Origin of the sequence: Streptomyces iakyrus, from assembly GCF_000717055.1 — a bacterium.
Classification (GTDB): Bacteria; Actinomycetota; Actinomycetes; order Streptomycetales; family Streptomycetaceae; genus Streptomyces; species Streptomyces iakyrus.
This window is the reverse complement of sequence record NZ_JNXI01000034.1, coordinates 1-19,754: the sequence shown is the minus strand read 5'-3', so window position 1 is coordinate 19,754 and position 19,754 is coordinate 1. Positions and strand designations below refer to the sequence as shown.

The following is a 19,754-nucleotide window of genomic DNA, read 5'->3' as shown; positions in this document are numbered from 1 at the left end:
TCCGGCTCGCGGGCGGTTACGGACGCAGCGTCATCTCACGCTGGACGTCCCGCTTGTCGAGCTTGGCGTCGAACTTCGCCAGCGGCTTGGCCGCCTGCGGGTCCGCCTGCACCGAAGAGGAGGCGACCCCGGCCCAGTCGAGGATGCGGGCGGTGGCGAGGGCCTTCTGCTCGGGCACGAGGCCCGCGACGTTGGCGCCGTGGTTCATGCCGGGGGCGGTCATGACGTAGGAGTCCTTCGCGCCCTTGCCGACGCGGAAGGGCTCCGCGCTCCACGGGTCGTTCTGGCCGTTGACGAAGAGCATGTGGCGGGCGTTGTGGCGGACCCAGGTGTCGATGTCCCGCATCGCCGACGGCTGGAACTTCATGGGGATGTCCCGGGGGACGAAGTTGCGCGGCGGCTGGTAGCCGTAGCGGATGTACTGCTTCTCGATGTGCGGGAACTGGATGGTCGGCGCGCCGAGCTGGGTGCCGGCCTGGTAGTAGTACGGCGTGTAGTTCGACAGGCCCTGGTCGGCGTAGGCGGAGAAGCCGGAGATCGTGTCGACGGAGTCCCAGATCTCGTCGTCGGTGGCGTTCTTGGCGTCGGCCGGGATCTGGTCGCAGTCGGACAGCAGGCTGTACTGCCAGAAGCCCCACACGTAGTCCAGGACGGTCGCCTCGTAGGCCTTGTCCAGGCTGCCGATGGTGGTGAAGGTGAGGCCGTTGTCCTGCGCGAAGGCCGCGTACTTCTTCTCCAGCGGCTCGCGGCGCACCAGTGCCTCGCGCTGCACGGCGTTCAGGCGGTCGCGGCACTCCTTGGTGCCGACGCGGGCGAAGAAGCGGTCGTAGGCCGAGTCCTCCTTGTTCACCACGTCGTTGGGGGCGACGTAGGCGACCACGCCGTCCATGTCCCGCGGGTAGAAGCGCTCGTAGTAGGTGGCGGTCATGCCGCCCTTGGAGCCGCCCGTGGAGATCCACTTCTTGCCGTAGATGCCCTTCAGCGCCTTGAAGACGCGGTGCTGGTCGCTGGCGGCCTGCCAGATGTCCAGCTTGGACCAGTCGGCCGGCTGAGGCCGGGACGGGGTGAAGAAGCGGTACTCCAGGGAGATCTGGTTGCCGTCCACGATCTGGGTCGGCTCGCTGCGGCGGGGCGTCGTGGAGACGTTGTAGCCGCTGGTGAAGAACACCGTCGGGCGCGCCACGTCCTTGTGCAGCACGGTGATGCGCTGCTGGAACGTGCCCTTGGACGGCTTGCGGTGGTCGACCGGCTGCGTGTAGTTCAGCACGAAGAAGCGGTAGCCGGTGTACGGCTTCTCCTCCACCAGGCTCATGCCCGGTATGGAGAGCAGCCTCTCCTTGATGTCGGTGGTGCCGTCGGTGCCGGCGGCGTCGGCGGCGGTGGCCGCTCCCGCCGTGCCCAGTGTGCCTATGAGCACCGTGAGCGCCAGCAGCCATCTGAGCGCCTTGCGCATGCGCACTCCCCTGTGAGACAGATGTGCGCCGGAAGCTAGCGGACCAACTCACCGGAGCACCAGGGGACATAGGGAAAACCCTGTGTGCGCCCGCCTATGGGCGTGCGTCGAGACGCACGAGCGCGCCGATCTCCACGAGTTGGTCCGGCAATGCCAAGTCGGAAACGCCCATGACCGTGCTGGCGGGCCGGTGCTCCCCGAAGTACTCCGCGTGGAGGCGGGCCGTCGTGTCGAAGTTCTCGCGCAGGTTTCTCACCAGCACCGTGGTCTCCGCTACCTGGCCACGCTCGGCCCCGAACCGCTTCAGCACCAGGTCCAGATTCTCCAGCGTGGTCCGGACCTGCAGCTCGAAGTCGCCCGCGCCCACGAAGTCGCCGTGACGGGGTCAGCAGAGGATCCAGCCGGGGTTGTACTTCCCCTGGCCGACCCGGCCCTTGAGCCAGACGCAGCGGCGCCCGGCGTGCACGGTCACCGGGCCCGCGTGATAGGCGTACTTGCCGGCGTCGACGACCGGCCGGTTGCCGCGCGCCTGCACGCTCACCGACATCGTGCGCTTCACACCGGGCTTCTTGGTGAGGGTCACGGCGCAGACGTAACCGCCGCGCTTGTAGACGAGCACGGTGCCGGTGGAGAACGGCAGGGTGCGGACCTTCCGGCCGGGACAGTACGCGGAGGCGGCCTGCGCCTCGCCCGGCGCCGCGACGGCAAGCAGCCCGGAGGCGGTCAGCACGGCCAGCCCGAGCGCGAGCCGCCGGCGTATCGCTCCACTGTGCACGGTTGCGTCCTTCCCGTACCCCTACTGCACCCATCGTCGTACTGCTGTACGGACGCAAGACGTAGGGCCGACCGAGACCTGGGAGCGCCTGCGCGACCTCGGCTGCGACGCGGTCCAGGGCTGGCTGGTCGCCGCCGCGATGCCCCCGGACGAGACCACGGCCTGGCTCCGTGACCGCGGCCCGCGGGGGAACAACCGTCAGCCGCGCCCGGCGCCGACCGGCTCCTCCGGCTCGGCGGCGCCGATGAACGTCCGCCACAGCTCCGCGTAGCGGCCGCCGCGGGCGAGCAGTTCCTCGTGCGTGCCGTCCTCGGCGACCCGGCCGTGGTCCATGACGACGACCCGGTCGGCGCGGGCCGCGGTGGTGAGGCGGTGGGCCACGACGAGGGTGGTGCGGCGGCCGGCGATGCGGTCGGTGGCCTGGTTGACCTGCGCCTCGGTGGCCAGGTCCAGGGCGGCCGTCGCCTCGTCGAGCAGCAGGACGTCCGGGTCGACCAGCTCGGCGCGGGCCAACGCGATCAGCTGGCGCTGTCCGGCGGACAGGTTGCGGCCCCGCTCGGCGACCTCGTGGAGGTAGCCGCCCTCCAGCGTGGCGATCATGTCGTGCGCGCCCACCGCGCGGGCCGCGGCCTCCACCTCGGCGTCGGTGGCGTCGGGGCGGCCGTAGGCGATGGCGTCGCGGACGGTGCCCTGGAAGAGGTACGCCTCCTGCGGGACGACCCCGAGACGGTGCCGGTACGAGGTGAGGTCCAGGTCCCGCAGATCGGTGCCGTCGACGGTGACCCGGCCGCCGGTCGGGTCGTAGAAGCGGGCCACGAGCTTGACGAGGGTGGACTTGCCCGCGCCGGTCTCGCCGACGAAGGCGACGGTCTGCCCGGCCGGGATGCGCAGGTCGACGCCGCCCAGGGCCGCCTCGCCCTCGTCGGCGGCGCCGTATTCGAAGTGCACGTCCTCGAAGGCGATGTCGCCCCGCAGGGACGTGACCTCCAGGGGCTCGTCTGCGGACTTCGTCGACGTCGGCTCCCGCAGCAGCTCCTGGATGCGGCCGAGCGACACGGTCGCCTGCTGGTAGCCGTCGAAGACCTGCGAGAGCTGCTGCACGGGCGCGAAGAACAGGTCGATGTAGAGCAGGTAGGCGACCAGGGAGCCGATCGCCAGCGTCCCGGCGTCGACCCGGGCCCCGCCCACGATCAGCACGGCCGCCGCGGCCACCGACGACAGGAACTGCACGAACGGGAAGTACACCGAGATCAGCCACTGGCCCCGGATGCGGGCCTCGCGGTAGTCGGCGCTGCGTCCGGCGAACCGCCGCTCGCCGTCCCGCTCGCGCCGGAACGCCTGCACGATCCGCAGCCCGGACACCGACTCCTGGAGGTCGGCGTTGACCACCGACACGCGTTCGCGGGCCAGCTCGTAGGCCTTCACGCTCGCGCGGCGGAAGAAGTACGTGGCGATGACCAGCGGCGGCAGCGTCGCGAAGACGACCAGCGCCAGCTCCACGTCGATGACCAGCAGGGCGACCATGATGCCGAAGAAGGTGACGACCGAGACGAAGGCCGTGACCAGGCCCGTCTGGAGGAACGTCGACAGCGCGTCGACGTCGGTCGTCATCCGGGTCATGATCCGCCCGGTCAGCTCGCGCTCGTAGTAGTCGAGCCCGAGGCGCTGGAGCTGGGAGAAGATCTTCAGCCGGAGCGAGTACAGCACCCGCTCGCCGGTGCGCCCGGTCATCCGGGTCTCACCGATCTGGGCCGCCCACTGCACCGCGACCGTCAGCAGCCCCAGCAGGGCCGCCGCCCACACCGCGCCGAGTGCGGCCTGGGTGACGCCGGAGTCGATGCCGTGCCGGATCAGCACGGGCAGCAGCAGGCCCATGCCCGCGTCGGTGGCGACCAGGGCGAGGCTGACCAGCAGCGGCAGCCCGAAGCCGCGCAGCAGCCGGCGCAGGCCGTAGGACGCCTCGGGGCGGACCGCCTGCGACTCGTCGATGTCCGGGACGTCGGTCGCCGGGGGCAGCGCCTCGACCTGGGCGAGCAGCTCGGGGGTCGCCGGGCTCTCGGCGAGGGCGGTGTCCTTGCGCTCGCGGTCGCCGGTCCACAGCCGGGGGGTGACCCCGCGCTCGGCGTCGAACTCGGCGTCGAGTTCGTCCCGGACGGAGGTGTCCTCCCGGGGGCAGGCCGGCTGGGTGTGGCCCGGGGAGACCGCGCCCAGCTCGTCCGGGTCGGTGAGCAGGCGCCGGTAGAGGGCGGACCGCTCCTGGAGTTCCTCGTGGGTGCCGAGGTCGGCGAGCCGGCCGCCGTCCAGGACGGCGATACGGTCGGCGAGGTTCAGGGTGGAGCGGCGGTGGGCGATCAGCAGGGTCGTACGGCCCCGCATGACGCCCTTCAGCGCCTCGTGGATCTCGTGCTCCACGCGGGCGTCCACGGCGGAGGTGGCGTCGTCCAGGACCAGCAGGCGCGGGTCGCTGAGGATGGCGCGGGCGAGGGCGACGCGCTGGCGCTGGCCGCCGGAGAGGGTGAGGCCGTGCTCGCCGACGGTGGTGTCGTAGCCCTCGGGGAGCTCCGTGATGAAGCGGTCCGCCTGGGCGGCGCGGGCGGCCTTCTCGATCTCCTCCTGGGTGGCGTCGGGGCGGCCGTAGGCGATGTTGTTGCGGACGGTGTCGGAGAAGAGGAACGAGTCCTCGGGGACGAGGCCGATCGCGGCGCGCAGCGACTCGGTGGTCAGCTCGCGCACGTCGTGCCCGCCGACCAGGACGGCCCCGCGGGTGACGTCGTAGAAGCGCGGCAGGAGCAGGGAGACGGTGGACTTGCCGGAGCCGGAGGAGCCGACGACGGCGAGGGTCTCACCGGGGCGGATCTCGAAGGACAGCCCGTCGAGGACGCTGCCGGCCGCGCCGGGGGCGTCGTCGTAGCCGAAGGAGACGTCGTCGAACTCGACCGTCGCGGGGGCGTCGGCGGGCAGCTCCTTGTGGCCGTCCTCGATCGACGGCTCGGTGTCGATCAGCTCCAGGACGCGCTCGGTGCCGGCCCGGGCCTGCTGGCCGACGGTGAGGACCACGGCGAGCATCCGGACGGGACCGACCAGCTGGGCGAGGTAGGTGGAGAAGGCGACGAACGTGCCGAGCGTGATGTGCCCGCGCACCGCCAGCCAGCCGCCGAGGGCCAGCATCGCGACCTGGCCGAGCGCGGGGACGGCCTGCAGGGCCGGCGTGTAGACGGAGTTCAGGCGGATGGTGCGCAAGCGGCCCGCGAACAGCCGGCGGCCGACCTCCCGGAGCTTGCCGGTCTCCTGTTCCTCCTGCCCGAAGCCCTTCACCACGCGGACGCCGCTCACGGCGCCGTCGACCACGCCCGCGACGGCGGCGGCCTGCGCCTGGGCGTACCAGGTGGAGGGGTGGAGCCGGGTGCGGCTGCGCTTGGCGATCCACCAGATGGCGGGCGCCACCGCCAGGGCGACCAGGGTCAGCGGCACGGACAGCCAGGCCATGATCACCAGGGAGATCAGGAAGAGCATGAAGTTCCCGATGGTCATCGGGAGCATGAAGAGCAGGCCCTGGATGAGCTGGAGGTCGCTGGTGGCGCGGCCGACGACCTGGCCGGTGGACAGCTCGTCCTGGCGGCGGCCGTCGAGCCGGGTGATCGTGCCGTACATCTCCGTCCGCAGATCGTGCTGGACGTCGAGGGCGAGGCGGCCGCCGTAGTAGCGGCGGACGTAGGTGAGGACGTAGACGACCAGCGCGGCGGCGATGAGGAGACCGGCCCAGGTGGTCATGGACCTGGTGTGGTCGCTGATGACGTCGTCGATGATCACCTTGGTGATCAGCGGGACGAGGGCCATGACGGCCATGCCGGCCAGCGAGGAGCCGAGGGCGAGTACGACGTCCTTCGGGTGGCGCCACGCATAGGCCCACAGTCGTCGTGCCCATCCCCGTTTCGGTGTCACACCGGTGCCTTCCAGTCGTCCTGCTCTGCCGGAAGGCGACAACGCCCGGCCCACCTGATTTCATCCCGCGGCGCCACCTCCCCGACCAGGGGACGAGGAACACCCGACCGAGGACCTAGGACCGGGCTAGGGTCTGCCGTCGTGGTGCCCATACTCGCCCGGGTGTCGCGGCGGCCCCGCTTCGCGCGCACCGAGACCATGGTGGCCCTGGCAGCCGCCCTCTGCTGGCGGCTGCTCGCCTTCGCGATGTACGCCGAGGGCTACGACCTGGACCCGAGCGCGCCGCGCCAGATGTCCGGGGACGCGGAGATCGCGCGTCTGGCCCTGCTCCTCGCCGTCTCGGTCGCGGTGACCTGGTCGCTGCGCCTGCTGCCCTGGCCGCCGCTGCGCACCGCGGTGGACGGACTCGCCGTCGTGCGCCTCGCCGCGGTGCTGCTGCTGTCGGCCGTGATGGTGCTTGCCCTGCTCACCGGGGTCCGGGTGCCGCTGCTGGGCTGGGAGATGTGATCACGCCTACGGTCAGACCCGTACGCGCAAGAAGTAGAAGCGGGTCGTCTGGGCCGCGTTCTGGTTGTCGTCGCTGACCAGCAGGACCTTCAGGGTGTTTCTCGTCCTGCCCATGATCGTCATGCCCTCGATGTTGTCCAGAAGGGGGTTCGGCTGGGGCTGCTTGGCCGTCGCTCCGAGTGACGGGCAGGTGAGGAGGTCGGTGAGCAGGGTCTTCTCCATGGCGTGGCGCGGGTCGGCCAGGTAGAGGCGGACCGTGTTGCCCACGCCGGCGGTGAAGCCGCGTTCCAGGACCAGGAGGCGGCCGTCGGGCGTGGCCTGGATCTCGGGGACGCCGAGGCCGGGATCGGTGCGGTAGGCGTACCGGGCGGCGGGCCGGAAGTGGCTCCCGTGGCGGGTCCAGGTCTGGAAGCGGACGGTGTCGGCGGGATCGCCGGCGAGGGGGTACTCCATGGAGGCGACCAGGGTGCGGCCGCCGGGCAGCAGGGTGAGGCCCTCGAAGGTGCCGTTGGGCTGGCCGCGGCCTGCCGGGCTCACGCGCAGGTCGTCCGGAACGGGGAGGCGGTCGAGGATCTCGCCGGTGCGGGAGTAGCGGCGGACCGACGGCTCGGTCTCGGAGGTGACGAGGTACGTGCCGTCACGGTCCACGACCAGGCCCTCGGAGTCGAGCGCGGCTCCGGTCTCGTCGGCGAGAGGGGTCACGGACCGGGGGCCGAGGGTCTTCGCGTCCAGGCGGAACAGCGAGGAGCGGTCCGACAGGGCGGCCAGGGAGCCGTCCCGGTCCACGGCCAGCGCGGAGAGGTTGCCGACGAAGGTGTCGTCGTACGTCGTCTTGTCGAGCGCGTCGGAGAAGCGGTCGATGGAGACGGACGGCGAGCAGGCGTGGGACGTGGCCTGGGCGGGTCCGGCGGCGGTCAGGCAGGTGACCGCCGCCAGGCCTGCCGTGAGGAGGGCGAGGTGGCTTCTCAGGGGCATGGGCGTCACCGTAGGGCGGGCCGGTGACGCCGGGTGGGCGGCAAGGTGAAGGTCGGCCGTTCCGGTGAGCCGGCCACCTGGGCGGCTACTCGCCCCGCCTTGCGGGTGTTTGCCCGGTTATGGAAACGGGAGGCTCCTGGACGCCCTCGGCCAGGGCCCGTCAACTGGCCGCCAGATCCTTGTGGATGACCTTGGCCACGGCCTGGATGGTGGCGATGCCGTAGTTCATCGTGCTGTTGCCGTGGGACAGCACCGTCATCACGTAGTCGTGGCCGCCGCCCTTGAACGCGCCGACGCTGTGCACCCGCCAGCCGTTGGTGGAGCGCTGCAGCCAGCCGTTCTTGACGGCCACGGTGACGCCCGAGGGCACTCCGTACGGGGTGCCCCAGCGCTGGGACGAGACGACCTGGCCCATCAGTTTGATGATGTAGGCGCGGGAGTTGTCGCTGAGGACCGCGTTCTTGGCGGTGAGGAGCTTCAGCAGCTTCTGCTCGTCGGTGACGGTGATCTGGGTCAGACCCCAGTAGCCGTTCGCACCGGGCTTGGTCTGCGTCATGCCGGCGGCCGCGAGGAAGTTCTTGATCTTCGTCATGCCGAGCTGCTTCCACAGGGTGGTGGTCGCCGCGTTGTCCGACTTGGTGATCATCGCCTTGGCGAGGGTGTTCTCGCGGTCGGTGAGGTACCGGCCCGACTTCTTCGCGTCCCACAGCAGCGTGGCGAGGACGGTGACCTTGACGACGCTGGCCGAGTCGTAGGCGGAGCTCGCGCGCAGGGTGCAGGTGGTGTTGGTGCTGCGGTCGTAGAGGCCGACGGCGACCGTGCCCTTGCGGGTGGCGAGCGCGGCGGTGATGTCCTTCTTCAGCTTGGCGGCGAGGCCGGCCTTGGCGGACGTGCAGGTCACGGCCGGAGCGGCGGCGGAGGCGGGCGTGGCGGTGGCGACGAGCGGCACGAGGACGCCCGTACCCACGGCCGCCGCCAGCACTCTCGCGCGGCGGGATATCCCAGAAGTCATGCCCCCCTTGACACTCGGACCCGGTCGAAAGGTTGCATGGACGACGAGAGCTTGTACGAGTCGTTACCGGGGGCCGCCCACATCCACATGCGGCGCACGGCTTCGGCACAGCGGCCTCCCACCGGAGCACCATCGCCACGTTGACCGCTTCGCCGAAGCCCCGCTCCGGGCCGCCGAGTTCCGGTCGGCCCCGCCCAAGCGCGCTCTCGGCGCGCCGCGTTGCCCCTCGGGCCGATCCGCCATAACTCCGCATGATCGAACGGCCCCCGACTTCTCGGTCCGGGGCCGTTCCCGCGTCCCCGATCATGGACACCGGTGTCCGGCGAACGGGTGAAGGGAAACGCAGCGGTGGGCTACTGCCTGGAGATGAGCACCGGCGACATGAGAACGGTGGTGCGGCTGCTCACGGCGGTGGAGCGGACCGAGCAGCAGGAGCGCACGCTGGCCAGGGTGCGCACGGAGTGCGAGCGGACCGACGCCCGCTTCCGGGAGCAGAGCATCGACCTCGACGTCTCCATCAGCCGGGCCCTGGACGAGCTGATCGACGGCACGCCGAGCACCGATCTCTGCCCCGCCTACAGCTACGCCTTCTACCAGGCCGTCGCGGCGCACTTCTCCGACCCCACCGACCTCGGCGCCTGGCGCCGCCCGGCGTGGTTCTACGCCATGGACGACGAACTGGCCCGGCACGGCGTGCCGTCCGACCTGCTCCCGGGCTCGTTCCTGTTCAGCGGTCCGCCGCTGCGGCTGCCCCACCCCGGTGACGCGGTGCCCGCGATCGGCACCCTGCCGGCCCAGCGGGCCGCCGCTCTGGCCGATGCCTACGAGTCCGTACTCGGCCGCCTCGACCCCGAATTCCGTGGCGCGGCCCGCCGGTTCATCGACGCCATGCGGTTCGAGGCGGAGGAGTGGGAGAGCGCCCGGAAGCTCGGGAGGAATCCGGACACGCTGCTCTTCTGGTTCCACTGATCGCTGCCGGACCACTGCCGGAACTCTTGACGCCGCCTTTCCCACCGGGATACTTGCGGTCGACAGCGCGCCGACTGCCGTGTCAGACAAGGGCTTTGTGTGGACGGCGGCGCCACTTGTACGAGATCCCGAACGTCGTGCGAAGTTTCGCAAGTTTCGTGACGACCACCCCCACTGGAGGATCCGCACATGAGCCCACGCAAGGCACTCGTCGCCGCCCTGGCAGCCGCACTGCTGGCCGGTCCCGGCGTCGCCCGGGCCGCCACGGTCCAGGCTCCGCCCGCCCCCGCCCGGGAACGCGCCGCGGCGGCCACCATCACCTGGTCCCTCGTCCGCGCGAGCAACCCCACCGCGGACCAGCGCTCGGCCTACGACCAGATCACCAAGGCCATGAACGCGGCGGTGGCCCGCTACAACAACCTCAGCGACCTGGGCAAGACCATCACCGTCCGCTACGAGCCGGGGGTCCCCACCGCCGACGGCAACATCAACGGCACGATCCGCTTCGGCAGCAACCGCAGCTACATGAACGAGCGGACGGCGCTGCACGAGATCGCCCACACCATCGGCGTGGGGACGAGCTCGGGCTGGTCCCGCCTGGGCGGCAGCGGCACCTGGACCGGCGGACAGGCCACCGCGCTCGTCAAGCAGTACGACGGCTCGGGCGCCAAGATCTCCACCGGCGGCGGCCACTTCTGGCCCTACGGCCTGAACTACGACAACGAGTGGTCGGGCACGGCGGCCGACCGCCACATCCACATCGTCGCCGCGATGGTCCGCGACGGCCTGTAGACGGCAGCACGGAACCGGCCGTCGCTCATCCCAGGTGCGTCGGCGCGAACATCCGCAGCACGGCCGGGAGCAGGACCACCGAGGGCCCGGGTGCCTCCAGCGCCTTCGCGAGGTCCTGCTCCAGGTTCTCCGGGGTCGTCCGCACCCCGGGCACGCCGAAGGACTCCGCGAGAGCCACGTAGTCGGGCCGGGTCAGCTCCGTCGCGGTCGCCTCCCCGAACGCGTCGGTCATGTACTCGCGCAGGATGCCGTAGCCGCCGTCGTCGACGATCAGCCAGGTGACGTCCAGGCCGTACTGGCGGGCCGTCGCCAGCTCGGCGATGGAGTACAGGGCCCCGCCGTCGCCGGAGACGGCGAGGACCGGCCGGGTCGGGTCGGCCGCCGCCGCGCCGAGGGCCGCCGGGAAGGCGTAGCCGAGGCCGCCCGCACCCTGGGCGGAGTGCATGTGGTTGGGGCCCTTGGCGTCGAAGGCCGACCAGGCCCAGTAGGCCAGGATCGTCATGTCCCAGAAGGACGGGGAGTCGGCCGGGAGCGCCTTGCGGACGGACGCCAGCACGTCCTGTTCCAGGGTGAGTTCCTGGGCGGCGATGCGGTCGGCGACCTTGGCGAGCAGCTCCCGTACGCGCTCCGGGGCTTGTGGGTCCTGTCGTTCGGACACCGTCTCCAGCAGCGCCTGGAGCGCGAGGCGGGCGTCCGCGTGGATGCCCAGCGCCGGATGGTTGGACTCCAGCTTGCCGAGGTCGGCCTCGATCTGGACGACCCGGCCCCGGGGCTTGAACGTGTGGTAGTTCGAGGAGAGTTCGCCGAGGCCCGAGCCGACGACCAGGAGGACGTCGGCGTCCTCCAGGAAGTCGGTGGTGTGCCGGTCCTCGATCCACGACTGGAGCGACAGCGGGTGCGTCCAGGGGAACGCACCCTTGCCGCCGGGGGTGGTGACGACCGGCGCCCGGAGCCGCTCCGCCAGTTGCTTGAGCTTGCCGGAGGCGTCCGCCCGGACCACTCCGCCGCCCGCGATGATCGCCGGACGGGCGGCCCTGGACAGCAGGTCGGCGGCCACGGCGGTCAGTTCGGGGCGCGGCGGCAGCTCCTCGGGGAAGGCGTCGCCGCCCGTGACGACCGGAATCGCCGTCTCGGCGAGGAGGACGTCCTGCGGGATCTCCACCCACACCGGCCCGTGCGGGGCGCTCAGCGCCGACTTCCAGGCCGCCTCGATCGCCGAGGGGATCTGCGACGGGGTGCGGACACTGTGGACGGACTTGACCACGCCCCGGAACGAGGCGGCCTGGTCCGGGAGTTCGTGGAGGTAGCCGTGCCGGCCGCCGCCGAGGCCCGCCGTCGGGATCTGGCTGCTGATCGCCAGGACGGGAGCGGAGGCCGCCGCCGCCTCCTGGAGCGCGGCGAGCGAGGTCAGGGCGCCCGGCCCCGTCGACAGCAGCAGCGGCGCGGCCTCACCGGTGATCCGGCCGTACGCGTCCGCCGCGAACCCGGCGTTGTTCTCCACCCGCAGGCCGATGTACCTGAGGTCCGAGCGGCGCAGCGCGTCGAACATGCCGAGGGCGTGCTGGCCGGGCAGACCGAAGACGGTCGTCGCGCCAAGACCGGCCAGTGTCTCCACGACCAGGTCTCCGCCGGTGCGGCCGGGAGGAGGGTTCAGGGCGGCCTCCCTCTGGGCGGGCGTGGGGCGGAGCACCAGGTCGTGGTCGTGAGTCACTTCGCTTCCGAGTCCTTCCGGGCCGCGGCGATCTGGCGCGACATGATCGTGGTCAGTTCGTAGGCGGTGTGGGAGGCCGCCACCGACGTGATCTCCGCGTGGTCGTACGCGGGGGCCACCTCGACGACGTCCGCCGACACCAGGTTGCAGGATGCCAGGCCGCGCAGGATCTCCAGCAGTTCGCGGGAGGTCATGCCGCCGGCCTCGGGCGTGCCGGTGCCGGGGGCGTGGGCCGGGTCGAGGCAGTCGATGTCGATGGAGATGTACAGCGGGCGGTCGCCGATGCGCTGGCGGAGCTGGTCGGCCACCTCGTCGGCACCGCGCCGGTAGACGTCGGCCGAGGTGACGATGCCGAAGCCCATCTTCTCGTCGTCGGTCAGGTCCTGCTTGCCGTAGAGCGGGCCGCGGGTGCCGACGTGGGACAGGGCGGAGGTGTCGAGGATGCCCTCCTCGACCGCGCGGCGGAACGGGGTGCCGTGCGTGTACTCGGCGCCGAAGTAGGTGTCCCAGGTGTCGAGGTGGGCGTCGAAGTGCAGCAGGGCGACCGGGCCGTGCTTCTTCGCGACCGAGCGCAGCAGGGGCAGCGCGATGGTGTGGTCGCCGCCGAGGGTCATCAGGCGGGCGCCGGTGCCGAGCAGGTCGTCGGCGGCGGCCTCGACGGTCTCGACGGCCTCGTTGATGTTGAACGGGTTCACGGCGATGTCGCCGCCGTCCGCGACCTGGGCGAGGGCGAACGGGGAGGCGTCCTGCGCCGGGTTGTACGGGCGCAGCAGCCGGGACGCCTCGCGGATGGCGTTGCCGCCGAAACGGGCACCCGGCCGGTACGAGACGCCCGAGTCGAACGGCACGCCCACGACCGCGACATCGGCCCGGCCGACCTCGTCCAGCCGGGGCAGCCGGGCGAAGGTCGCCGGTCCCGCGTACCGGGGAACGCGGGAGGAGTCGACGGGCCCGCGCGGAGTCTCGTTGCTGCTCATGAAGAAATGCCTTCTTTCCTACGCTTCATCGCGTATGTACTGCTTGCCCTATGACTTTACCGGGGCGCCGGGACGGGTTCGGACGCGAGTTCGGGAGACCGCCCGGCGAGCCGCTCGCGCCAGGCGGTGAGTACGGCGGCGTCGGTGGCGGGGGTGGCCAGGGAGACGGCCAGGTAGGCGGCGAGGGAGGCGAGCAGGCCGTAGTAGACGGGCTCGTTGGCGAGGATGCCGTACGTCGCCATGAGCACGATGACCGCGAGTCCGCCGGCCACGACGGAGGCCAGGGCGCCGTGGACCGTGCCCCGCTTCCAGACCAGGCCGCCGAGGATCGGCACCAGCAGTCCGCCGACGAGGAGGTTGTAGGCGACGGTCAGGGCCTCCACCACGTTGTCGATCGCGATGGCCGTGGCGATCACCGCGAGGCCCATGAGCAGGATGAAGGCGCGGTTGCCCCGCACCTCGTCGCGCTCCGCCTCGGCGGCCCTCCCCCGCAGCCGGGACCAGATGTCGTTGTTGGCGACGGTGGCACAGGCGATCAGCGCGCCCGAGGACGTCGACATCACGGCGGCGAGGGCGGCGGCCAGCACCAGGCCGCGCACCCCGACGGGCAGTTCGTCCTTGACGATGGTGGCGAAGGCGTCGTCCGCGCTGCCGAGCTTCGGGTACAGCACCCTGGCCGCGGTCCCGATGACGGCACCGGCGAGGGCGTAGGCGAGGCAGTAGGTGCCGGCGACGGTCCCGCCCCACTTGGCGGTCCGGTCGCTGCGGGCGGTGAAGACGCGCTGCCAGATGTCCTGCCCGATGAGCATGCCGAAGGTGTAGATCAGCACGTAGGTGAAGATCGTCTCGCCGCCGATGCCCAGCGGGTCGAAGTACTCGGTGGGCAGCTGCGCCTTCATCTCGCTGAACCCGCCTGCCTTCACGACGGCGATGGGCAGCAGCAGGAGCAGCACGCCGACGGTCTTCACGACGAACTGCACCATGTCGGTCAGGGTGATCGACCACATGCCGCCGAGGGTGGAGTACGCGACGACGATCGAGCCGCCGAGGACGATCGCGACCGTGCGGTGCATGTCGAACAGGACGTCGAAGATCGTGGCGTACGCGATGGTCGAGGTGACCGCGAGCATCAGCGTGTACGCCCACATGACGACACCGGAGATGATCCCGGCGCGACCGCCGCCGTACCGGAGGTCGAGCATCTCGGAGACGGTGTAGACCTTCAGCCGGGCGATGCGGGCGGAGAAGAAGACGGACAGGACGAGCAGGCCGAGGCCGATGGTGAAGACCATCCAGGCGCCGGACAGGCCGTACTGGTAGCCGAGGCCCACGCCGCCGATGGTGGAGGCGCCGCCGAGGACGATCGCCGCCATGGTGCCGGAGTAAAGGGACGGGCCGAGCCGGCGGCCCGCCACGAGGAACTCGCTCTTGGAGCGGGCGCGGCGCATGCCCCACCAGCCCATCGCCAGCATGCCGGCCAGGTACACGACGATGACGGTGTAGTCGACGGCCACGGGGCCTCCTTCGATCGGTCTCGCCGATGGGGACGAGCACTGACCCTAGGTGGCCGGAAAGCGACTGCGAAGTGTACGTTTCATCCATGTGAGCCGGTTCCGTATGGAGGGAACGCACACCATGCCGGACCCGGCGGTCCCGCCCACCCCGCCCGTACCGCTGACCGCGCTGCTGGCCCGCGAGGACCTGGCCCTGCGGCAGCTCGCCGGGCCGCCCGCCGAGGACGTCGTCATTCACTGGGTGCACACCTCGGAGATGGCGGACCCGTACCCCTATCTGCTGGGCGGTGAGCTGCTGCTCAGCGCCGGGGTGCACATCCCGGACGCGGCGGGGCCGGGGACCTCCTACTTCGACGACTACGTCTCCCGGATCGTGGCGGCGGGCGGCGCCGCCCTCGGCTTCGGGGTGGCACCCGTGCACGACACGGTGCCGGAAGGGCTGGTCGCGGCCTGCGCCTCGCAGGGCCTGCCCCTGCTGGAGGTGCCGCCCCGGACCACCTTCTCGGGCGTGGCCCGCGCGGTCTGGCAGCTGATGGCCCGGGCCCGCCTGGCCGAGCTCCGCCACGTCACCGAGGCCCAGCAGAGCCTCGCCGCCGCCGCGTCCCGCCCCGACCCGGTCCCCTCGGTGCTCCGGCAGCTCGCGGGGCGACTGGGCGGCTGGGCCGTGCTGTACGGCCCGGAGGGCACCGAGATCGCCTCGACGGGACGAAAGCCCGGTGACGAGGTACGGGCGGCGCTGTCCCGCCTGGCGGCGGTGGTGGGGCCGGCCCGCGCAGCGGGGGCGCCGGCCCCGTCCTCCGCCACCGACTCCGTCGCCGGTCTGCACCTGGCCGCCTACGGTCTGGGGGCCGGGCACGGGTTCGTGCTCGGCGTCGTCGCCGCGCAGCGGACCCCCGGCGACCACACCGTCGCCTCCGTCGCGGCCGTCCTGCTGTCGTTGCTGACCGGCGAGCAGCAGAGCGGCACCGGTGCCGCCCGCTCCTCCGCGCTGGTGCGGCTGCTGCTGGGCGCGCCGCCCGAGGAGGTCGCGGGGTTGCTGGGCGACGGGCCGTGGCTCGTGGTGCACGCCCGGCCCGACGGGGACGGCGCCCCCGACCCCGTCGCGGCCTCCGCGCTGGGTGCCGCGCTCGGGTCCGCCCTGGTCGACCCGGCGGGCGATGCCGTACGCGTCCTGGTCCCGGCCGGCCGGGCACCGGACCCGCTGCCCGGCTGGACCCTGGGCGTCAGCGCCGCCGTCGCCCCGCACGACTGGCCCACCGCGGACACGCAGGCCGCCCGCGCCCTGGCCCGGGCCCGCGCCACCCGCTCCCCCCTGCAGCGGCACAGCGCACGCCCCGCCCTAGCCGACCTGGTCCCGTCGCAGGAGGCAGCGGTCCACGCCCGCGCCGTCCTCGCCCCCCTCACCGCCCACCCCGCCCTCACCGAGACCCTGCGCACCTGGCTGTCCCTGCACGGCAGCTGGGACCGCACGGCCGTCGCCCTGTCCGTGCACCGCAACACCGTGCGGCAACGCGTCGCCCGCTGCGCGACCCTGCTGGAGACGGACCTCGACGACCCAGACGTACGGATGGAACTCTGGTTCGCGTTGCGGCATGTGTGAGCGGCTGCGGCACGTCCGAACCGCTGCGGCGACGGCTGGAGCACCGTCTGAACAGTCACGGCACGTGCGAGTGGCCACGGCGCGTCTGAGTACGTGAGCGGGGCCGCGCTGAGTACGTGACGCACGTCCCAGCGCTCGATACGCCAGGGACGCCCCCCGTCGGCTGCCTCACAATGGATGCCATGCCGATATCCGGGACACCCAGCCGCGCCGAACTCGTCGAACACCTCGTCAGGACGCGCATCGCGGGCGACGTCGCCACCCCCCGCGAGAACAACCTCTCCCACTACCGCAAGCTGGCGAACGGCGACCGCCACTACTGGCTCGGGCTGGAACTCGGCGACCGCTGGAGCGACGAGCAGGACGTCCTCGCGGTGATGGCGGAGCGGGTCGGCGTGAACGACGACCCCGGATACCGGTACGGCCAGGACACCATCGACCCGGAGCTGACCGTCGACGGTCTGGAGCGGATGGCCGGACGGCTGCGCAAGGCCGCGGACGGGCAGCAGCGCGTCCTCTTCGCCACCGGCCACCCCGGCGGCCTCCTCGACGTGCACCGCGCGACCGCGTCGGCGCTGCGCGCGGCCGGCTGCGAGATCGTCGTCATCCCGGACGGACTGACGACGGAAGAGGGCTACGTCATGCAGTTCGCGGACGTGGCGGTCCTGGAGCACGGCGCCACCCTGTGGCACACCCACTCGGGCGAACCGATGAAGGCGATCCTGACGGCCCTGGAGCGCGGGGGCCGCCCGCTGCCCGACCTGGTGGTGGCCGACCACGGCTGGGCGGGGTACGCCGGACAGCACGGCGTGGACTCCGTCGGCTACGCCGACTGCAACGACCCGGCCCTCTTCATCGGCGAGGCGGAGGGCACCGTGCAGGTGACGGTCCCCCTCGACGACCACGTGGTCAGCCCGCGCCACTACGACCCGATGACGGCGTACCTGCTGGCGGCGGCGGGGCTGGACTGACCGACAGGCCCGGGCCGGCCGGGCTCGTCGTCCCCTCGCCGAGGTCGGTACGGCAAACGCCGGGCCGGCCTCGACGCATCCCCGTCAGCGGGGGACGCGCACCACGCCTTCCTGGATGACCGACACGGCGAGCCGGCCGTCCTGGGTGTAGATGCGGGCCTGGCCGAGACCGCGGCCGCCGGACGCCGAGGGGGACTCCTGGTCGTACAGCAGCCATTCGTCGGCGCGGAAGGGCCGGTGGAACCACATGGCGTGGTCCAGGGAAGCCCCGACGACGTCGCCGACCGCCCAGCCGCCGCGGCCGTGCGCGAGCAGGACCGAGTCGAGCAGGGTCATGTCGGAGACGTAGGTGGCGAGGACGATGTGCAGCAGGGCGCTGTCGACCGGTCCGTCGAGCTTGCCGTTGGTGCGGAACCACACCTGGGAGTGCGGCTCGCGAGGCTGCCCGAACCGCCCGTAGGGCGGCTCCTCGACGTAGCGCAGGTCGATGGCCTCACGGGCGGCGAGGAAGTGCTCGACGACCTTGGGGTCGAGGTGGTCGTAGCCGCGGAAGCGCTCCTGAGAGGTGGGCAGCGCCGCCGGGTCCGGGGCGGGCGGCATGGGCGTCTGGTGGTCCATGCCCTCCTCGTGCTCCTGGAAGGACGCGGACAGCGAGAAGATCGGGCGGCCGTGCTGGACCGCGATCACCCGGCGGGTGGTGAAGGAGCGGCCGTCGCGGATGCGCTCGACGTTGTAGACGATGGGCGCGCCGGGGTCACCCATGCGCAGGAAGTACGCGTGGAGCGAGTGGGGCGGCCGGTCCGCCGGGACAGTCCGCCCGGCGGCGACCAGCGCCTGGGCCGCGACCTGGCCGCCGAAGACCCGGGGGACCACGGCGGACCGGGACCGGCCGCGGAAGATGTTCTCCTCGATCGGCTCGAGGTCGAGCAGATCGAGGAGATCCTGAAGTGCCTGGCTCATGAAGTCAGTTGTATACGCCAGTGATTGCGGGGGCCTTACAGGCCCATGTCCTTGGCGATGATCGTCTTCATGATCTCGCTGGTGCCGCCGTAGATGCGGTTGACGCGGTTGTCCGCGTACAGGCGGGCGATCGGGTACTCGTTCATGAAGCCGTAGCCGCCGTGCAGCTGGAGGCAGCGGTCGATGACGCGGTGGGCGACCTCGGTGCAGAACAGCTTCGCGGAGGCGGCCTCGGCGGGGGTGAGCTCACCGGCGTCCAGAGCCTCGGTCGCGCGGTCGGCGACGGCCTCGGCGGCGTCCACCTCGGCCTGGCAGGCGGCCAGCTCGAACTTGGTGTTCTGGAAGGACGCGACCGTCTTGCCGAAGACGGTGCGGTCCTGGACGTACTGCTTGGCGAACCGCACGGCGGCCTTGGCCTGGGCGTAGGCGCCGAAGGCGATGCCCCAGCGCTCGGAGGCCAGGTTGTGGCCGAGGTAGTAGAAGCCCTTGTTCTCCTCGCCGAGGAGGTCCTCGACGGGCACCTTGACGTCGACGAACGCCAGCTCGGCGGTGTCGGAGGTCTTCAGGCCGAGCTTGTCGAGCTTGCGGCCGACGGAGTAGCCCTCGGACTTGGTGTCCACGGCGAAGAGGGAGATGCCGTGGCGGCGGTCCTCGGCGGTCGGGGCGGCGGTGCGGGCGCAGACGATCATGCGGTCGGCGTGCACGCCGCCGGTGATGAAGGTCTTGGCGCCGTTGAGGACGTAGTGGGTGCCGTCCTCGCTGAGCTTGGCGGTGGACTTCATGCCCGCGAGGTCGGAACCGGTGCCCGGCTCCGTCATCGCGATGGCCCACATCTCCTCGCCGGAGACGAACTTCGGCAGGAAGCGCTTCTTCTGCTCGTCGGTGGCGAGCATCTTGATGTACGGCAGGGCGAGCAGCACGTGCACACCGGAACCGCCGAAGGCGACGCCCGCACGAGCGGTCTCCTCGTAGAGGACAGCCTCGAACTTGTGGCTGTCCAGGCCCGCGCCGCCGAACTCCTCCGGGACGTTGATGCCGAAGATGCCCAGCTCACCGAGCTTGTAGTAGAAGTCGCGGGGCGCCTGGCCCGCCGCGAACCACTCGTCGTACACGGGTACGACCTCGGCCTCGATGAAGGCGCGAAGGGTCTCCCGGAACGCCTCGTGATCCTCGTTGAACACCGTACGGCGCACGCCGCCACCTCCAGGACTCCGCATGTCTAAGCGCTTGCTCAGCCAAAGATACCGGCGAGTATCGAGACGCGTCCAGGGTGAAGCGGGGGCGGGCGGGGTAACGCTCGTCACGCCGGGTGGGGGTGGCGGCGGGAGGGCGAAGTCTCGGGGACGCAGGGGGCGAAGCCCCCGCGGGGGTCCGGGGCGGAGCCCCGGGGGCGAGGCCGGCCTCCCGGCCGACAGCTACGGACAGGAGGGTCCCCGGGGGGCACAGGGGGCGAAGCCCCCGCCGGGGCCAGGGGGCCCGGGCCCCAGGGCATGCCCGGCCTCCCGGCCGACAGCTACGGGCAGGTGGGCGGGAAGCCCCCGCCGGGGTCCGGCGCCGAGCCCCGAGGCGAGGCCGGCCTCCTGGCCGAAAGTGACG

At 71.8% G+C, this 19,754-nt stretch carries 16 protein-coding genes and 1 pseudogene; 6 read left to right on the top strand and 11 right to left on the bottom strand.

Features of this window, described 5'->3' with window-relative positions:
* Positions 1–16: 16 nt before the first annotated feature.
* The 3 genes from OO68_RS37720 to OO68_RS37710 all read right to left on the bottom strand — a co-directional run bounded on the left by OO68_RS37720 (position 17) and on the right by OO68_RS37710 (position 2,228).
* Positions 17–1,453 (bottom strand): S28 family serine protease, encoded by a 1,437-nt coding sequence (locus tag OO68_RS37720; protein WP_033313918.1) that lies wholly within the window; start codon positions 1,451–1,453, stop codon positions 17–19.
* Positions 1,454–1,547: 94 nt separating this feature from the next.
* Entirely contained in the window at positions 1,548–1,820 is a 273-nt protein-coding gene (locus OO68_RS37715) for a RidA family protein (protein WP_078625725.1), read from the bottom strand.
* Positions 1,821–1,838: 18 nt separating this feature from the next.
* The gene (locus tag OO68_RS37710) at positions 1,839–2,228 is read right to left on the bottom strand and encodes a hypothetical protein (protein WP_033313917.1); all 390 of its coding nucleotides are present in this window, start codon (positions 2,226–2,228) and stop codon (positions 1,839–1,841) included.
* Between the two features lie 46 nt (positions 2,229–2,274).
* On the opposite strand from OO68_RS37710, the pseudogene OO68_RS44845 reads away from it, so the two are divergent.
* Positions 2,275–2,499, top strand: a pseudogene (locus tag OO68_RS44845) (hypothetical protein); the annotation flags it as partial.
* Here the strand turns inward: OO68_RS44845 and OO68_RS37705 are convergent.
* The gene (locus tag OO68_RS37705; RefSeq protein ID WP_106974526.1) at positions 2,427–6,170 is read right to left on the bottom strand and encodes an ABC transporter ATP-binding protein; all 3,744 of its coding nucleotides are present in this window, start codon (positions 6,168–6,170) and stop codon (positions 2,427–2,429) included. The pseudogene OO68_RS44845 and the gene OO68_RS37705 overlap by 73 nt on opposite strands.
* A gap of 141 nt (positions 6,171–6,311) precedes the next feature.
* Here OO68_RS37705 and OO68_RS37700 point away from each other — a divergent pair, with 141 nt between their 5' ends.
* Positions 6,312–6,677 carry a hypothetical protein gene (locus OO68_RS37700; RefSeq protein WP_033313916.1) on the top strand — a complete coding sequence of 122 codons (366 nt, stop codon included), beginning with the start codon at positions 6,312–6,314 and terminating at the stop codon, positions 6,675–6,677.
* Positions 6,678–6,689: 12 nt separating this feature from the next.
* Here OO68_RS37700 and OO68_RS37695 read toward each other — a convergent pair whose 3' ends face one another.
* A complete protein-coding gene (locus tag OO68_RS37695) occupies positions 6,690–7,652 on the bottom strand; it encodes an esterase-like activity of phytase family protein (protein ID WP_033313915.1) in 963 nt (320 codons plus the stop codon).
* Positions 7,653–7,812: 160 nt separating this feature from the next.
* Positions 7,813–8,664 carry a serine hydrolase gene (locus OO68_RS37690; protein WP_033313913.1) on the bottom strand — a complete coding sequence of 284 codons (852 nt, stop codon included), beginning with the start codon at positions 8,662–8,664 and terminating at the stop codon, positions 7,813–7,815.
* Between the two features lie 315 nt (positions 8,665–8,979).
* Here OO68_RS37690 and OO68_RS37685 point away from each other — a divergent pair, with 315 nt between their 5' ends.
* Positions 8,980–9,633: a DUF7691 family protein gene (locus tag OO68_RS37685; RefSeq protein WP_157852816.1), complete on the top strand. Its 654-nt coding sequence runs from the start codon at positions 8,980–8,982 to the stop codon at positions 9,631–9,633.
* A gap of 189 nt (positions 9,634–9,822) precedes the next feature.
* Entirely contained in the window at positions 9,823–10,425 is a 603-nt protein-coding gene (locus OO68_RS37680; protein ID WP_033313910.1) for a hypothetical protein, read from the top strand.
* A gap of 25 nt (positions 10,426–10,450) precedes the next feature.
* Here OO68_RS37680 and OO68_RS37675 read toward each other — a convergent pair whose 3' ends face one another.
* Genes OO68_RS37675 through OO68_RS37665 form a run of 3 tightly spaced genes read right to left on the bottom strand, consistent with a single transcriptional unit; the run spans position 10,451 to position 14,627 of the window.
* Positions 10,451–12,136 (bottom strand): thiamine pyrophosphate-binding protein, encoded by a 1,686-nt coding sequence (locus OO68_RS37675; RefSeq protein WP_033313909.1) that lies wholly within the window; start codon positions 12,134–12,136, stop codon positions 10,451–10,453.
* A complete protein-coding gene (gene speB, locus OO68_RS37670) occupies positions 12,133–13,113 on the bottom strand; it encodes an agmatinase (protein ID WP_030838119.1) in 981 nt (326 codons plus the stop codon). Before speB ends, OO68_RS37675 begins: the two co-directional genes overlap by 4 nt.
* A gap of 56 nt (positions 13,114–13,169) precedes the next feature.
* The gene (locus OO68_RS37665) at positions 13,170–14,627 is read right to left on the bottom strand and encodes a sodium:solute symporter family protein (RefSeq protein ID WP_033313908.1); all 1,458 of its coding nucleotides are present in this window, start codon (positions 14,625–14,627) and stop codon (positions 13,170–13,172) included.
* Between the two features lie 121 nt (positions 14,628–14,748).
* Here OO68_RS37665 and OO68_RS37660 point away from each other — a divergent pair, with 121 nt between their 5' ends.
* Both OO68_RS37660 and OO68_RS37655 read left to right on the top strand, forming a co-directional pair.
* Positions 14,749–16,227, top strand: a complete 1,479-nt coding sequence (locus OO68_RS37660) for a helix-turn-helix domain-containing protein (protein WP_209442663.1) — start codon at positions 14,749–14,751, stop codon at positions 16,225–16,227.
* Between the two features lie 182 nt (positions 16,228–16,409).
* Positions 16,410–17,198 (top strand): phosphatase, encoded by a 789-nt coding sequence (locus OO68_RS37655; protein WP_033313904.1) that lies wholly within the window; start codon positions 16,410–16,412, stop codon positions 17,196–17,198.
* A gap of 84 nt (positions 17,199–17,282) precedes the next feature.
* Here OO68_RS37655 and OO68_RS37650 read toward each other — a convergent pair whose 3' ends face one another.
* A complete protein-coding gene (locus OO68_RS37650) occupies positions 17,283–18,158 on the bottom strand; it encodes an acyl-CoA thioesterase (protein ID WP_033313902.1) in 876 nt (291 codons plus the stop codon).
* Between the two features lie 35 nt (positions 18,159–18,193).
* Entirely contained in the window at positions 18,194–19,351 is a 1,158-nt protein-coding gene (locus OO68_RS37645) for an acyl-CoA dehydrogenase family protein (protein WP_033313900.1), read from the bottom strand.
* Positions 19,352–19,754: the final 403 nt, after the last annotated feature.